This is a genomic window from Lactobacillus delbrueckii subsp. delbrueckii DSM 20074 = JCM 1012 (genome assembly GCF_001433875.1).
In the GTDB taxonomy this organism is placed as follows: domain Bacteria; phylum Bacillota; class Bacilli; order Lactobacillales; family Lactobacillaceae; genus Lactobacillus; species Lactobacillus delbrueckii.
On sequence record NZ_AZCR01000005.1, the window covers coordinates 43,187 to 58,006 of the forward strand.

The following is a 14,820-nucleotide window of genomic DNA, read 5'->3' on the forward strand; positions in this document are numbered from 1 at the left end:
AAAAGATACAGCAGAAACCTTGAAGCAGGAAGCTGAAAATCAGCAAAGCCGGGAATAAGCAACCTTGATGGCGTCTATGGGCCTCATTGCCAACGGCGGCAATGCCAAGAGCCTGGCTTTTGAAGCAATCCGCCTAGCCAAGGTTGGTAAGATCAAAGAAGCAAGAGAGAAGCTGGCAGAAGCAGACAAGTCCCCGCTTGACGCCCATAACTCACAAAAGGACATGTTGACCAAGGAAGCTCAAGGCTAGCATACCCACGTGACTCTTCTGGTTGTCCACTCACAGGACCACTTGATGAACGCCATCACCTTCCGCGACTTGGAGGGGGAAATGGTTGACTTGTATGAAAAGCTTTACGCCATCGGCAGTTTGAAGACCGAGTCATGGAGAGGTGCTGTCGTAGCGAACGTCTGCGCGATCGTTGCTTTCTTAATCTGGTATCCATTCATGAAGCGCTTCGACCTCAAGACTTACAAGAAGAAGCAAAGCAAAACGCTAACGCTTAATTAGTAATACGTTAGCGATACATTAGCAAAAAAGCCGCCAGCTGGCGGCTTTTTTAGTGCTTTATAATATTACAACAAGTATAGAAAAAACCTCTTTCCAAAATTTTCCCTTGTGCTACAATCTAGGAAACGTTTGAAGAAAACCAGGTAATTGAAATGGAAAACAAAATGTTGGTAGTAACGACGGAAAATATCCCAGGCCGCAAGTATGAAGTAATCGGTGAAGTCTTTGGGGTAACCACCCAGTCAAAGAACTTCGCGTCAGTCTTTGGGGCTGGTCTTAAGAGCATGATTGGCGGGGAAATCAAGGCCTTCACCAAGATGCTGACGACTTCAAGAGAAGTCGCCCTGGACCGTTTGCGTGAAGAAGCAGGCAAACTTGACGCGGACGCCGTAGTCATGATGCGCTTTGACTCCGGCTCAATCGCCGGCGACATGCAGTCAGTCGTAGCTTACGGGACCGCCGTCAAGTTCGTCGACTAGCAAGAAGAATAGATTGGCTAAAAGCAGTTTCCTTTGGAAAGCTGCTTTTTTGCATGGGAAAATAATAAATTCTCTTTTAACAGGTTAAAAATATTGTCATTAACTGATGACTCTTAGGTTGCTTATGATTTTTTAACACTCAATTGTTTCTAATAAAATCGCTATTAATAAGAAGATCCCAGCTGATTACGCAAAAGATTTAAATAATTATAAAGCAATACATAGATTGTGAAAAACTATTTGTATATATTATATCGATAGTCGTAAGCTTAATGAGCTACGTGCCTATCTACGGACAAGAAATAGTACAAATATTTAGGATAAAGAAAAGTGAGGTTGCTTTGAGTAATAAAATTGCGATTTTGATTCCGGCCTATGAACCGGACAGGCACTTGTTAAGCTTGGTTGCAGAAATTGAAGAAGAGCAGAACTTAAAAGACCTGCCCTTGATTGTCGTTGATGACGGGACCAAGGAACAAACTATTTTTGACCAGTTGCATGCAAAGTACAGTCAGCTTTCTGCGCCAGGCGGTTGACAAAGTTGGTGGTTTTCCAACAAAAACTTTGACTGAAGACTTTGAACTGGGTGCCCGGGTGAACATTGCCGGCTACTCCAGCTTTTCAACGACTGAACCCCAGTCAGCTGGCACAACGCCTCTGAACTTAAAGGGGGTCATCAAGCAGCGGAGCCGGTGGGGGCGGGGGGTGATCCAGTCTTGCCGCAACCTCCACATTTTCCTTAATCCCAAAATTGCCTGGACTCACAAGATGATTTTGGCCAATGCCTACTTTTACTGGTGGTCCTTCTTCAGACGTTTGATCTATATCGCTGCTCCAATCCTTTTTGCCGTCTGGAAGATCCAAGTGGTCGACACCAACTTCTGGCTTTTGCTGCTGATGTGGGCGCCGGGCTACGCCCTTCTGCACACCGTCTTAGAGGATTCCTCTTCCCGGATTCGGAACGAGCGCTGGGGGGAAGTTCAGGAAACCTTTTTCGCCCCTTATCTGTTCCTGCCGGTCATCCTGCAGACTCTGCATATAAAAAAGCACAGCTTCCAGGTGACCCAGAAAAGCTATCAGCGCAACTGGCTGGACCGGGTCTACCTTTTGCCACATTTAGCCATGTGGCTGTTGACCACATATGCCATCATCAAGTTCAATTACGGCAAGTGGGGGTCAGAAATTCTTTACGGGGCCGTTATCACTTTCTGGCTCTTGATGCACTGGATCAACCTGTCCTTTGCCGTCTTTATTGCCATGGGCCGGCAGGTTTTCCGCCAGCAGACCCGCTTTCCGCGGAAAATTGCCGGTACGATCAAGGGAGCAGGGGAGATGGAGACTATCGACATCTCAGACACTGGCCTGTCTTTCCAGTTAAGGGATAAAAATGCTCCAGTCCTCACTGCTGGAGAAAAACTTGCAGGAAGACTGCACTTGAGTGATGATTTAATCAAAGAGCGTAACTTCCAGTCCTCGGACCAGACGCTGGACTTTGACTTAACCATCGTCCGTAAAATTGATGACCAGGGCCGCTATGCCGCAACGGTAACGCCAGCTGACAGCAGCCTGCCTGGCTGGCTCCACCTGGTCTATGACCAGCACAACCAGGCAATTCCAGAAAAGTATGACCGTTGGATGACGCCATTTGACATTCTGGGCACGAATGCCAGGAAGCGGCTGGAAAAAATAGAGTGGCATTTGCGCCGCCGCTTTACCAGACAAAGGGAGGGTTAAGATGCAAGCAATATTGACGGTTCTTTTTGCCCTGTCTTACTGGGGCTATGCCAATTTAGCTGAAATCGCAGGTTTTCCCCGGCAGATGAAGTGGCTGGTCGCTTCTGCCAGCTTAATTAACCTCCTTTATATTTTTGCCATGCTGGGCCAATTAGAGGCGGGCTACTGGATTTTGCTGACGGCAGGGGTGATCAGTCAGCTGGTCCGCTGGGGCTTGGTCATCACTAAGAAGTGGCAGCCAGACTTTGCTGACGAGCGGGTCCACCTTTATGACTTCTGGATGCTTTTCGTCGGGATTCTTTTTGCCATCCAGCTTTTAAAAAGCCCCTTGATTCACTATGACAACTATTCCCACTGGGCGGTTATGGTCAAGTACCTCCATTTCACCGGCCACTTGCCGGACGCTAGCCAAAAATTGATTACCTTCACCAGCTACCTGCCAGGCAGCAGCCTCTTCATCGCGTACGTAGTCCGTTTTTTAGGCTACAGTAGCGGGACCATGCTTTTAGGGCAGTTCTTCTTGATCTGGTCAGCTATCGGTGCCTTGTTTGCCGTCTTGCTTGACCAGCGCCGCCGCCTTAACCAGCTGGTGATCTGCATCGCAATCTGCTTCAGCATGATGGCCAACACTTCGATCAGAACCAATAACCTTCTGGTTGACTATCTTTTAGCCGTCTTTACGGCAGGGGCTTTAGCCGGGATCTGGGCTTTGCGGCAAAAGCCGGCCCTGCAGCTGGTCTTCTTTTTCCTTATGCTTTCAAGCCTGCTTTTAATCAAGAATTCCGGCTCCTTCTTCGTCCTGATCCTCTTGGTCTACCTTTTGGCCCTGAAGAAAAAATGGACCTGGCGCCTGGCTGATTTAGTCGGAGCAGGAATCTCCTTTTTGCCCTTCTGGACCTGGCAGCAGCACGTCAAGGCTGTCTTTCCTAATGCCGGCAACCATGCTATCAACATCCAGCACTATGAAAACGCCTTGGCGGGCTAAAGCCAGAGCGATCTGAATGCCTTAGGAAACCGGATCTTGCACCATCTTTTGTCTTGGCAAACTATGTCGACCAGGGAATGGGTCTTAATCAATGTCTATGGCTTGCTCCTGTTTATCGAGGTCAACCTAATTCTTAAGAAAAAGCAGCCCATCCTGCGGACGGTGTTTGGCCTGGACATCATGATCGGCCTCTTTTACTTGTCCTTGTATGGGACTTACGCTATGACCATGACCAAGAAGGAGGCTATGAGTCTCAACGGCTTTGAGCGCTACATGTCAACGGTGATTATCATCGCTATCTTATCCATGGGCGCCTTGACTGCTGTTGTGATTGACCGCTGTTACGTTGAGCAGAATATCGAGAAGCGGGACTTTAAGTCATACAAGTCGATTTTTACAAAAAATATCTATCAAATGTCGTCCCTGGTACTCCTAGTCTTTTCCATTATCGCTATGCTGTCAGAGACCAATGGTCTGGCTTATAACACCCGCATGGCTAGAAAGGAGCTGCCGGTCAAACTGGCCAAGATGGCAAAAGAAGAGACCCAGCTGAATCATAAGAAGATCCTTTTAGTTGATGCTGAAACGGGCAACGTGAATGATGACTATGACTACTACCTGGGAAGATACTGGTTCTTTTCAGACCATGTGACTGCCCGGGCGGCTTTCGACATGTCAGCGGATGATTTTAAAAATTATGTCTACCGCTATGACTATGTCGTCTTGCCAGTCAAGCACCAGACTTTCAGTGCTTTGACCAAACAGGCCTTCCAGGAAAAGGTTGCCACTGGCCTTTACCAAGTTACGGCTGGGGGACTGGAGAAAGTCAAAAATAGAGAAATTGAGCTGAATAGTAGATAGATCGATAAAATAAATAGCGAATTATGATAGGAAGCACAAAAAACGGTGCCAAGCTGGAAAAGTTTGGTTAATAATAGTGATTGAAGAATGATAGACTCATAAACTATTTGGATGTGTTGCGTAGAATGAAGAAGAAAAACTTGGGCCGCTTGCTGATATTGTTGTTTGTTTTCCTGAGCAGCTCCTTGGCCATCGCGTTTATTGTCAAGCGTGACTGGGACAACCTTAATGAGCGCCAGCAGGCCCAAACGAGCTAAATGCCCAACTGGCCTGTGATTAATTTAAAAAAGAGCTGAAAGAAGGCTAGTATGTCGTCGACAGCATTGAATCCGGAGTTGTTGGCAATAGCGGGCAGACGAAAAATTTTGTTAAAACGGCCAAGTACATGCTGAAGAAATATCCCAGCATTTATTCCTTGCAGCTGATTCTGCACCAAGACGGCTTTTGACCGCAGCCGGCAAGAGCGGATCACTAGTATTATTGGTCCGATTGGAACTAGTGAAGCCCGGCATTCTTTGGCCGTATGCAAACCGATTTTTATCAAAGACAAGTTCTGGGGCTACGCGACAGTACTATATAAAGAGAAGCGGCTCTTTAAGCCAACTTTTAACAAGCTGGATAAATTAGGCTACAATTACCGGCTGTCTAAGACCTTTATTACTGGCGGCGGCTATCAGCCGCTCAGATCCAACTTGCCAGCGAAGAGCCAGTCTGAAATAACTTGCCGCTTAGGGGGATGCAGCTGGAAAATGGAGGCGGCCAGAAAAGATGCCGGTCAGATGCCACAGGAGGTCAAGTCCGGAATCTTCTCTGGCATCTTCACCGTGGTCATCAATACCATCCTGGCCGCTCTTTTGCTCAATTACCTTGAGCGGGGGAGAAGACTTTCTCGGCTGCTTGACACGGACTATCTGACCGGCTTCATGAGCCGGCAGGCCTTTGACCGGGATGTAAGAAAATATCTGGATAAACATAAAGGAGAGCCTTCAGTCGGTGCCTTGATCGACAGCGATGACCTCAAGCACATCAATGACCTCTATGGCCATGATGCAGGTGACGTGGCGCTGAAGACTTTTGCCAAGGTTCTGTAAGATAATTTTGGCCAGCTAGGCAAGGTTTGCCGCAACGGCGGGGATGAATTTGCCGTCTTTTTGGAGCGGACGACAATGACTGAGGGACGGGCGATTTTTAAAAAGCTCTTCCGGCAAAAGTTGACTTTTAGCTACCAAGGCAAAGACTATCCTTATACGATCTCCCTGGGTTTTGCCGTTTACCCGGACCAGGGGGCAAGCCGGGAAGAACTCTTGAACAAGGCTGATGCGGCCCTCTATGCCGTGAAAATGACCGGGAAGGGAACGATGGCAGGCTATCACCAGGATATGGTCAAGGAAGGACGGGCGCAACTGGGCTTTAATCTGCGCGACTTAGCAGTCAACCTGCCTGGTGCCTTCTTCATCTACCGGGCTGATGACGGGAAGATCCTTTTTGCTAATAGGGAACTGCTGAGGATTACGGAATGCTCTAGCATGGAAGTTTTTATCGAATTTATCGGCCGGGAAGTCAAGGGCTTTATCGCACCAGAAGACTATGCTGAAGCTGTAGAGAGCTGTGACCAGCTGGTGGGGGACAGCGATGATGCAGTGGCTCATATGGTCAAAAATCCCTACTTTGGTGAGATCTATTATGTTATTCTCAGCCCCAAGCCAGATCAAAAATAACAAACGAAACGAAAACGCGTCCTTTTACAAGGGCGCGTTTATTTATTGTAGCTACTGCTTTAAGTGCTTTCTGAAGAAGTTCAGCTCGTCCAGGTTGCACTGCTTGGCGATGTCGTCTCTTTGGTTGCAGTGGAAGACGTGGCCGCGCGGGTTTTCCATATCCCCGTAGATGTGGAGCTCATGCGGGATCTCCTTGGCCAAAAGGTAGCCGTCCAAGCGGACAGCGGAATCGTGCAGGAAGTCCTGGTTAGCCGTCATGATGAAAAGCGGCGGCAAGTTTTGCGTTAGATACTTTTCTGTGTTCAGCATCTCTTCCTTGCCGCTGACTGCTTCTGGGGTAAAGTAGGCGCCTGGCGCGCCATCAGTAAAGCCCGGGGTGAGCATGAAGTAGGCGCCGCAGTTAAGCGCGGCTGCTCTGACTGTTAGTTTTGGCAGTTCGTAGCCAAAAAGCTGGCGGAACTTGTCATTGGTTAAGATGGTCAGATACTGCTCTTCCATCTGCCCACCGGCTGAGTCGCCAACTAAGAAGACATTGCCCGTGTCCAGGTCATATTCAGCTCCGTGTTCAGCTACCCAGTGCATCAAGCGGTTGACATCATCCATTTCGCCTGGGAACTGAACGTCTGGAGCCAGGCGGTAGTTGAAGTTGACAAAGGCGAAGCCTTCTTTAGCCAGGCCCAGCCCGTAGAACTGGTAGGTTTCCTTAGTCCCGTAAACCCAGCCGCCGCCGTGAATGCTGATGATGACCGGGACCTTGCTGGTCCGCTTCTTAGGCAAGTAAATGTCCAGCAAGTTCCACTTTGGGTCTGGCCCGTAGCTTAGGTTATTGATTCTTTCAACTTCTGGGATTTCGGTTGGCAAGCCTGCGTCGCGCTTGTCGTCGTGCATCTTGGATCCAGTCCGCATCTCTTCAACAGCTTGTGAAATTTTTCTATCAAGTGTCATATTTTTCTCCTTTTGCATGTAAGCGTTAACCAAATTATAGTCGATATGGTCAATTTTGGCAGAAAAATCAGTTTTATTACAAAAAGTCCAGATTAAGCGTAAATTTAATACTTTAACTTTGCTATAATGAAGTCACCTAAATACAAGATGCAGGGGGAAAAAGAACAATGGAAGCAGTTAAAGCAGAAGATTTGTATCAAGTCGTCAGCCTGGGCAACTTGCAAGCAAACGGCCAAAGGGCAGTACTGGTCAGAAACCAGGCCAAAGCCGATGGAGAAGGCTACTTGAACTGGCTGGACGTCTTTGAAAATGGTGAGCTCAAGCGCTTAACGACTTTGGGGCAGGAAAAGAGCTATGCCTTGGTAGATAATAGTGTCTACTACACCGCTCAAGAGGGCAAAGGCAATTGCTTGCTCTACAAGCAGGAACTTGACCAAGCCAGTCCGGCAAAAGTTGCTGATTTCAAAGAAGCAGGCTACCAGGTAATCAATTCCGTTGCCGGCCGCTATCTCCTTTTGTCCAGACGGGTGGATTTGGCTGAGAAAAAGTCCACCGATTACCAGGTCCTGGATGAACTGCCATACTACTTCAACGGCCAGGGCTACATCAACAAGCTCCGCGACCACCTTTATGTCTGGGACTTGGCAGAAGAAAAACTGACTGAACTTTTTAAAGACGATCCGAACTTCACGGTCATGGAGACCTTTGTTGCCAAGGAAAAAGTCTACGTAGTCGGGGTCAGCTACCAGACCCGGCGGCCATTTGACGGGGCGGTCTATGAAGTCGATCCAAGTACTGGTGATGCTAAGCTCCGTTTACCAGCAGGCAAGGCCGAAGTTTCAGCGATTTTTGCTCTTAAAAATCAAGTCTACTGCTTCGCTAACACTCATAAAAAGACCGGCTTAAACGAAAATCCGGAATTCTACCGCTTGACTGAAAAGGGCCTGGAATTAGCATCTAACTTCGACAATTCCGGCCAGAGCGCGATTGCCGGGGACTGCGGGGTGATTGGCGGCAATGCTTTTGACGTCTATGGCGACAAGTTCTACTTCGTGACCACCATCGTTGACCACGATGAAATCTACGTTTTTGACGGTCAGGAAGTCAAGCCGTTTTTTGCAACGGATGGCATCATCAAGGGCTTTCGTTTGACAGGTGAAAATGAATTTTTCCTGGAAGCAGCCTTTGCCAACGAGCTTTTGGAATTCTACCTGGTTAAAAATGGCCAGGTGAAAAAATTGTCTAGCTACAATAACCAGGCTTTAGCCGGCAAATACGTAGCTAAAGTCAACGAAGTCGAATATGAATCAGTTGAAGACGGGATCCAGCACGGCTGGGTGCTTTTGCCAAAGGATTACCAGGCAGGCAAAAAATACCCGGCGATCCTGGACGTTTACGGCGGCCCCCGCGCCACTTACAGCAAGGCCTTCTTCCATGAGATGCAGGTTTGGGCTGGGTCCGGTTACTTCGTCTTCTTCTGCAACATCCACGGGTCAAACGGGCAGGGGAACCAGTACGGGGACCTGCGGGGCCGGTATGGGACGGTTGACTACGAGGAAGGACTTAATGAAGTTTACTGACGCGGTTTTGGCGGCTTATCCAGACATCGACCAGACCCGTTTAGGCATCACCGGGGGTTCATACGGCGGCTTTATGACCAACTGGGTGATCGGCCATACCGATCGCTTCAAGGCGGCAGCTTCCCAGCGGTCTATCTCCAACTGGCTCAGCTTTGAACATATGTCTGACATCGCCCCAGAATTTTGCGTTGACCAGGTGGGGGCCAGTGAAGATGATAATCCGGAAAAGGTTTGGCTGCACTCACCGCTCAAGTACGTGAAAAATGTGAAGACGCCGACTCTGTTTTTGAATTCAGATGAGGATTACCGTTGCCCGGTTGAAGAAGGGATGCAGATGTTCCATGCTCTCATGTCTCACGGCGTGGAAAGCCGGATGGTGGTCTTCCATGGGGAAAACCACGAACTGTCCAGAAGCGGCCGGCCAAAGAACCGCTTAAGCCGGTTGCAGGAAATCCAGACCTGGTTTGACGGGCATTTGGGCGAGTAAAAAATACGGAAAAATGACAAAAATCCTTCCAAATATCTTGGAAGGATTTTTCTGCTTACTATTTGTCAGTGAAGAATTATCTAGGTAGAATAGACGTGAGTAAATAAACAAATTGGAAAGATGGAAAGTATGAAGACGAAAACAAGAAGCAAATTTTTGGCCAAAACTATCCCGGTTCTGCTGACCGCCTTGCTTTTCCTGACGGCTTGTCAAAAGCCTTTGACTAAGGCGGAAAAAGAGGAGCAGGCCAAAGAAACGGTAACCTTTTTCTTCCATGGCTACGGGTCCAGCATCAACGCGGAAAAACACATGGCAAATGCAGCTAGACAAGCAGGCAAGAGCAATGAAGTTTTAGAAGCCAGGGTTGAAGAAAACGGGTTAGTCAAAATCAAGGGCAAGCTCGCGGATAATCCGAAGAACCCAATCGTTCTGGTCGGCTTCTCCGACAACCGGAATCCTGATTACCACAAGGATGGCTGGTATGCCTACAAGGCAGTTAAGGCAGCCCAGAAGAAGCTGGGCTTTTCCAAAATGAACCTGGTCGGCCACTCCATGGGCAATATGGCGATCAGCTACATGATCATGGATTATTCTGCCAAAAAGAATTTCCCAACGATCAAGAAACAGGTTGATATTGCCGGCCACTTCAACGGGATTGTTGGTATGGAGAAGGATTCCCCAATCGATGCAGCCGGCAAGCCGAAGAAAATGAATTCGACTTATCAAGAACTGACCAGGCTTCGGCAGGTCTACCCGAAGGGGATTGACGTCCTAAACATTTACGGCGATACTGGTAAAAAGTCAGACGGCAGCGTCTACAACAATTCATCAAGATCCCTCAAGTATCTTTTAATCAAGGCCAAGAGCTACAAGGAAGTAAAGATCACTGGCAAGGGCGGCCAGCACAGCCGGCTCCATGAAAACAGCCAAGTGGACCAGGTCCTGCAGAAGTTCTTGTGGTAATAAGAAGATAAAATCCTTTCAAGCAAGCTGCTTGGAAGGATTTTTTGTGCAAAAAATAAGAGCTGTGTAGCAGGTTGACCAGAAAAAGTTAAATTCAATAAGCAAGAAATAATTTAAATAGGTATACCTAGTTGAGCGTGGTTGCTTGAAATGTAGCATTGAGAAGTAAATTGATTTGTGGTCGTTGGCTAAGGATGGACAATAGCCAACCAGATGTGTCCCCCTAACGAGAGTCTTGGTGCTAGGAGGAATTTTTTATCACTTAGTTGTTTGTAATTTTGCTTAACAACAGTTGAAAATGGGAACTAGAAGTAGTATAGTTAAGTTGTTCTGAAGTGTTATTAGCTTTTACAACAAACTAAAAGTGCTTCTTTGAAAGTAAATGAAGGCTTTTTATGCTCTTTATGAACCGTAATTAAGCAATACAACAGAAAGCAGAGAGAAATTGTGATGGAAACAAAAGAACTGAAAGAGATTGCCGAATTATCTTTCGGTAAAAACAGCAGCAGAATGACCAAGGAAGAGCAGGAAAATATATATAATGTAGATTCGCTTAGACAAGATCTTAATTATCTAGGTGAAATTAAACCGTCAAAGCAGATTGGCACTCCAGCCACCTTTAATGAAGGGGACTTAGCCTTACGACTTATTAATCCTCAAGCTGCTGTGGTATCGTCAACTACTGCCGGTTCAATCCTTTCCTTGAACTTCGCAAAAATCGTTCCTAATCGGACAAAGGTGGATGAATGGTATCTTTGCTACTACTTAAACGAAGCAGAAGATATTCAAAAGCAAATCGAATTATCGGCGCAAGGGCAAGTCTCAACTATTAAGCGCTTGGGAGCAAAGTTCTTGCGCGAGCTGAAAATTGTCTTGCCTGATCTGGAAAAGCAAAAGGAATTAGGTCAGATTTATCGCAATTGGTTGATCTATCGGCATCAAACTGAAGAAGCCCTTGTACAGCAAGAACAGCTAGTTTTCAACGCAATTGCTAAGGAGTGCACCAATGATTAGCAAAGAAAGAATTGATCAAATCAGCAAAGATATATTAGAGAAAAGTAGTTTTACTTTTGAAAATGGCAGTACTGCATTTGAACTGCTGGCTTACAAAATCCTGTCTGATCGGCAACGAGCAATTAAGCCAGTAGACGAAAATGAATCAAGAGATAAAATTGGCTACTACATTGAACCAAACTATTCGTTTGAGAAGGTTGCTCAAAGAGATCGCACAAATCCAGAAAGTTGGTATGAAGCATTTCAGAAATTCGCAGTTACCAACCCACTACTTTTAGATATGTTCACCTCAGAGTATCCGCATCTTGGTGAAATTAAAGATAAGTCATTAGAAGACTACCTTACGACTTGCGACTTCACGGGATTTTCTGTAACTGAATCAAGTTTCTTATTTGATGAACTGTTGGAAAATTGCTATTCGGATCACAGAATGCTGTATTCAGGTGATGCCCCTAAACAGATGAGAAAACTAATTGCCGAGATTTTGAACAGTGAGGTTAAGACGGAGAAGGTATCAATATTTGATCCTGTAGCAATGTCTGGATCACTCTTGCTCACTCTGAAAGAGAAGTTCCAAAGTAAAGTGGAACTATATGGTGAAGAATTTTCTTCAGATCTATTTCGGTTATTAAAAATGAATATGCTGATTCATGGAATAGACGCTCAAACAATTCATGATAACTTCGTGAGGGGAGATTTTCTTAAAGACGAAGAGCTTGACGCAAACAGTAAGTTTGACATAATTCCAATGACACCGCCATTTTCAAGTTGGGATGCAGATCCAGAGTTACTGAATGATCCCTGCTTCTCTGAGGTTGGAGTGTTACCTCCCAAGTCTAAAGCTGATTACGCATATGTGTTGAGGGGATTGCAACATCTGAGTGAAGATGGAACTATGGCTGTAATGTTACCAACTGGCGCACTGTTTAGATCAGCCACTGAAGGTGAAATTCGAAAATACCTTTTAGAAAAGAAAAATATACATGCGGTAATTTCACTGCCACAAGGTGCGCGTAATTATATGGCTATCTATACCGTGCTGCTTATCTTCAAGCAAAAGAAGTCAGACAAGATCTTATTTATTGATGCAAGTCGAGATGGGGTAAAAAACGCTACTCGCTTAAAACAGAATTTCCTTACCGAGGAAGGATTTGCCAAGATGCTGCATACCTACCGTAACCGAGAGGAAGTAGATCGTTATTCAAGATTGGTAAGCTTAGATGAAATTCGTGAGAATGACTATAATTTGAACATTCCACGTTATATCGACACGTTTTCTGAGAAAAAGATAGATATTGAAGACACGATGTCATCTCTGTCAGCCAAGCAGAGAGTAATTGAAAAGAGTAAGAAGGAAATGATCAAGTTGCTGAATAAGTTTGATACTCCAGAAGCTCGTCAAGCTATCAAAGCCGTAAGTATCTCTGAATAATTGCGAAAAAGTCGGTATAATTAAGTTGGCAATAATTCGATAATTGATATGTGTAGTTGAAATAAGATGATGGCTGGAGCGCCGGGTTGCTAAACGAAGCAGAAGAAGCGAAATTTTTTCAGACCTGATCGAGAGAAATGACTATCAAGGCGTCTACTGGAAAAAGAAGGCTGAGATTCAGAGGGTTCTGAAGAATTACACTATTATGGATGCCAAGACCCGGGAGGCTCTGCAGGATTTTGGCTTTAGGATCGAGGAGGACGGCAAGCACTACTGGATGACTTACTTTGGCGATGACCGCTACAACACCACAGTGGCCAAGACACCAAGCGATGCCCGCGCTGGGAAGAATATTGCGCACTATATTGAGCAGACGATGATGTAAGAGGATGGAGCTGGTGACTCTCTCTAAAATTAATTAGGGGGAGTATTTCTAATTCCGAATAGTGTAATCTAGCAGATTAGGCAGATTAGACAGTAGGGGGTTGTAGCTCTTAGAGTATAATTGGGATAAAGAATCTTAATATAGTTTAGGAATGGTGGTCTAAGTGACATACGAGAGAAGAAGTGCGGAGGAGGCTATTGTCTTAGCCTTGCGTGAAATGGGTGGAAGCGGAAGTAGAAAAGAAATTCGAAGATTGATTGCTGACAATGGTTATGACGGCTTTACGCAAGAAGATGTTTACGGTACGATAATCAGTTCAAGATCGGGTAAAGACTATTGCCCATTCATGTTTGACTTTAATTTTGGGTTGAAAAATTTATATGCTGCTGGGATGCTGAAGGCCTTGGCTCGTGGCAAAGATGTTGAACTAACGCAGCAGGGAATAAACTTTGACCTGTCAACTTACCGAACCAAAGAGCAGGATGAAGCAGTAGCAAAGTATTGGGAGATACATGCTAAAAGTAAAAAGAAAAAGGATGAGATAAAGGTCTCGTCTAATGATGTGATTAGTGAGCAAGTAGAAGATGAAACAGGCTCGGATGAATTAGCAGATCAAGATGAAGCCGATGACGCTTGGAAAACAGAACTACTGAATGCGATTAAGAAGTTTAGCCCAGCAAAGTTTGAGCGCTTTTCTCGTTTGCTGGTAACAGAGATGGGCGTAAAAATGGATAAGAGCATTGGTGTGTCTATGTCTGGTGACCATGGTCTAGATGGTTTTGGCTATTTCCAATCAGATGACTTTCGAACGAGTAGAGTAGCGATCCAGTGTAAACGATATGACACGGCAAATGTTGGTGAAGCCCAGATCAGAGACTTCATTGGTTCAATGTATTTGCAAAAAGCTGAGTATGGGATTTTTATCACCACGAGCTACTTTACCCCGCAAGCTAGGGCTATGGCAGTACAAGGGGATCGGCCTGTAACCTTAATAGATGGTCAAGCTTTAACCGATTTGATTGAGAAGTACCAACTGAAGATTCATCCGGTAACGACTTACAGACTAGATGACTACTACTATGAAGAAGATTAGGAATGTGAATACGTGCGGGAAGAAACTAGACTCATATGATGAATTGTAAGACTTAAATCCAGTTCTTGAGATGGAGTTAGGAAAATGAATGATGTTACTGTTCTAAATATTGTGCAGCCATACTTATATGACGGGAAAGTAAATATTTCAGATCTTGAAAATGAAATTCTTCCACAATTTTCTAAACAGCAAGGGTATGAATTCGTTAATATCTTAGCCGATCACCATATTGAAATTGATTATGATGACCGTCCTATAGATGCAAGTGCTGCTACTAAAATTACTGAAAGTGCTGATAGCACACAACACCACATTCCTCAGCAAGGGCCAATGCTCTTTGGTAGTGAAGGTAATCTGAGCGAAGTGTTGAATAGCTCAGATTTTAAAAGGCGAGTAGAGAATAATAAAATTGAAACGGATTATCACGATAATGTTGAATTGATCAAGGACTATCGTGATCAAGACTTAACTGATAAAGAAAAGGAGGATGTACGTGATCAGATCTGGCTTGTAAACAAACGATTAGTACAGAAAGTCGCGTATAATTATTATAAAACCGCCGATTGTAAAATTAAACTGAACACTGTTCCGATCCAGTAAGAAAAATCGTTTTCACTGGATCAGAGCACAAAA

The 14,820-nt window shown here is 45.5% G+C and carries 15 protein-coding genes and 2 pseudogenes; 16 read left to right on the forward strand and 1 reads right to left on the reverse strand.

All coding sequences use genetic code 11. The features are described from left to right. Nucleotides 1–67: 67 nt before the first annotated feature. From FD23_RS10160 to FD23_RS09095, 8 genes and pseudogenes are all read left to right on the forward strand, one after another. Nucleotides 68–382: pseudogene (locus FD23_RS10160) on the forward strand (PTS lactose/cellobiose transporter subunit IIA); the annotation flags it as partial. 281 nt (nt 383–663) lie between these two features. Continuing rightward, the gene (locus FD23_RS01950) at nt 664–990 is read left to right on the forward strand and encodes a heavy metal-binding domain-containing protein (protein WP_003613025.1); all 327 of its coding nucleotides are present in this window, start codon (nt 664–666) and stop codon (nt 988–990) included. A 341-nt stretch (nt 991–1,331) separates the two neighbouring features. Next, nucleotides 1,332–1,526 carry a glycosyltransferase family 2 protein gene (locus tag FD23_RS09615; RefSeq protein ID WP_025895319.1) on the forward strand — a complete coding sequence of 65 codons (195 nt, stop codon included), beginning with the start codon at nt 1,332–1,334 and terminating at the stop codon, nt 1,524–1,526. Next, a complete protein-coding gene (locus FD23_RS01960) occupies nt 1,489–2,724 on the forward strand; it encodes a glycosyltransferase family 2 protein (RefSeq protein ID WP_074027710.1) in 1,236 nt (411 codons plus the stop codon). The genes FD23_RS09615 and FD23_RS01960 overlap by 38 nt, the downstream gene beginning before the upstream one ends. 1 nt (nt 2,725) lies before the next feature. Next, complete coding sequence (locus FD23_RS01965) at nt 2,726–3,709, forward strand: hypothetical protein (RefSeq protein WP_052335805.1); 984 nt, start codon at nt 2,726–2,728, stop codon at nt 3,707–3,709. A 36-nt stretch (nt 3,710–3,745) separates the two neighbouring features. Then, nucleotides 3,746–4,570, forward strand: coding sequence for a hypothetical protein (locus FD23_RS01970; protein ID WP_134791450.1), 825 nt, complete (start codon nt 3,746–3,748; stop codon nt 4,568–4,570). A gap of 125 nt (nt 4,571–4,695) precedes the next feature. Next, nucleotides 4,696–4,827: a hypothetical protein gene (locus FD23_RS10880; RefSeq protein ID WP_257786482.1), complete on the forward strand. Its 132-nt coding sequence runs from the start codon at nt 4,696–4,698 to the stop codon at nt 4,825–4,827. Between the two features lie 522 nt (nt 4,828–5,349). After that, a pseudogene (locus FD23_RS09095) lies at nt 5,350–6,288 on the forward strand (GGDEF domain-containing protein). Between the two features lie 51 nt (nt 6,289–6,339). Here FD23_RS09095 and FD23_RS01990 read toward each other — a convergent pair. Next, nucleotides 6,340–7,233, reverse strand: a complete 894-nt coding sequence (locus tag FD23_RS01990) for an alpha/beta hydrolase (protein ID WP_025895313.1) — start codon at nt 7,231–7,233, stop codon at nt 6,340–6,342. A 167-nt stretch (nt 7,234–7,400) separates the two neighbouring features. Between FD23_RS01990 and FD23_RS09620 the strand changes: the two genes are divergently transcribed. The 8 genes from FD23_RS09620 to FD23_RS02025 all read left to right on the forward strand — a co-directional run bounded on the left by FD23_RS09620 (nt 7,401) and on the right by FD23_RS02025 (nt 14,787). Then, a complete protein-coding gene (locus tag FD23_RS09620) occupies nt 7,401–8,813 on the forward strand; it encodes an alpha/beta hydrolase (RefSeq protein WP_230844851.1) in 1,413 nt (470 codons plus the stop codon). Then, a complete protein-coding gene (locus FD23_RS10165) occupies nt 8,800–9,300 on the forward strand; it encodes an alpha/beta hydrolase family protein (protein WP_375711323.1) in 501 nt (166 codons plus the stop codon). Before FD23_RS09620 ends, FD23_RS10165 begins: the two co-directional genes overlap by 14 nt. 129 nt (nt 9,301–9,429) lie before the next feature. Continuing rightward, on the forward strand, nt 9,430–10,263 hold the full coding sequence (locus FD23_RS02000; protein ID WP_025895311.1) for an alpha/beta hydrolase: 834 nt from the start codon (nt 9,430–9,432) through the stop codon (nt 10,261–10,263). A gap of 450 nt (nt 10,264–10,713) precedes the next feature. Then, entirely contained in the window at nt 10,714–11,277 is a 564-nt protein-coding gene (locus FD23_RS02005; RefSeq protein ID WP_025895309.1) for a restriction endonuclease subunit S, read from the forward strand. Beyond that, nucleotides 11,270–12,709 carry an N-6 DNA methylase gene (locus FD23_RS02010; protein ID WP_025895307.1) on the forward strand — a complete coding sequence of 480 codons (1,440 nt, stop codon included), beginning with the start codon at nt 11,270–11,272 and terminating at the stop codon, nt 12,707–12,709. Before FD23_RS02005 ends, FD23_RS02010 begins: the two co-directional genes overlap by 8 nt. A gap of 205 nt (nt 12,710–12,914) precedes the next feature. Beyond that, nucleotides 12,915–13,094, forward strand: a complete 180-nt coding sequence (locus FD23_RS02015; protein ID WP_025895305.1) for a hypothetical protein — start codon at nt 12,915–12,917, stop codon at nt 13,092–13,094. 217 nt (nt 13,095–13,311) lie between these two features. Beyond that, on the forward strand, nt 13,312–14,187 hold the full coding sequence (locus FD23_RS02020; RefSeq protein WP_230844852.1) for a restriction endonuclease: 876 nt from the start codon (nt 13,312–13,314) through the stop codon (nt 14,185–14,187). An 84-nt stretch (nt 14,188–14,271) separates the two neighbouring features. After that, nucleotides 14,272–14,787 (forward strand): hypothetical protein, encoded by a 516-nt coding sequence (locus FD23_RS02025; protein ID WP_052933677.1) that lies wholly within the window; start codon nt 14,272–14,274, stop codon nt 14,785–14,787. The last annotated feature ends 33 nt before the right edge of the window (nt 14,788–14,820 follow it).

What these genes read in the sequence shown, in the direction of transcription:
- FD23_RS01965 (WP_052335805.1), top strand. Translation starts at nt 2,726, where the DNA reads ATGCAAGCAATATTGACGGTTCTTTTTGCCCTGTCTTACTGGGGCTAT.
- FD23_RS02010 (WP_025895307.1), top strand. Translation starts at nt 11,270, where the DNA reads ATGATTAGCAAAGAAAGAATTGATCAAATCAGCAAAGATATATTAGAG.
- FD23_RS02020 (WP_230844852.1), top strand. Translation starts at nt 13,312, where the DNA reads ATGGGTGGAAGCGGAAGTAGAAAAGAAATTCGAAGATTGATTGCTGAC.
- FD23_RS01960 (WP_074027710.1), top strand. Translation starts at nt 1,489, where the DNA reads ATGCAAAGTACAGTCAGCTTTCTGCGCCAGGCGGTTGACAAAGTTGGT.
- FD23_RS01990 (WP_025895313.1), bottom strand. Translation starts at nt 7,233, where the DNA reads ATGACACTTGATAGAAAAATTTCACAAGCTGTTGAAGAGATGCGGACT.
- FD23_RS01950 (WP_003613025.1), top strand. Translation starts at nt 664, where the DNA reads ATGGAAAACAAAATGTTGGTAGTAACGACGGAAAATATCCCAGGCCGC.
- FD23_RS02000 (WP_025895311.1), top strand. Translation starts at nt 9,430, where the DNA reads ATGAAGACGAAAACAAGAAGCAAATTTTTGGCCAAAACTATCCCGGTT.
- FD23_RS10165 (WP_375711323.1), top strand. Translation starts at nt 8,800, where the DNA reads ATGAAGTTTACTGACGCGGTTTTGGCGGCTTATCCAGACATCGACCAG.
- FD23_RS10880 (WP_257786482.1), top strand. Translation starts at nt 4,696, where the DNA reads ATGAAGAAGAAAAACTTGGGCCGCTTGCTGATATTGTTGTTTGTTTTC.
- FD23_RS02015 (WP_025895305.1), top strand. Translation starts at nt 12,915, where the DNA reads ATGGATGCCAAGACCCGGGAGGCTCTGCAGGATTTTGGCTTTAGGATC.
- FD23_RS02005 (WP_025895309.1), top strand. Translation starts at nt 10,714, where the DNA reads ATGGAAACAAAAGAACTGAAAGAGATTGCCGAATTATCTTTCGGTAAA.
- FD23_RS02025 (WP_052933677.1), top strand. Translation starts at nt 14,272, where the DNA reads ATGAATGATGTTACTGTTCTAAATATTGTGCAGCCATACTTATATGAC.
- FD23_RS09620 (WP_230844851.1), top strand. Translation starts at nt 7,401, where the DNA reads ATGGAAGCAGTTAAAGCAGAAGATTTGTATCAAGTCGTCAGCCTGGGC.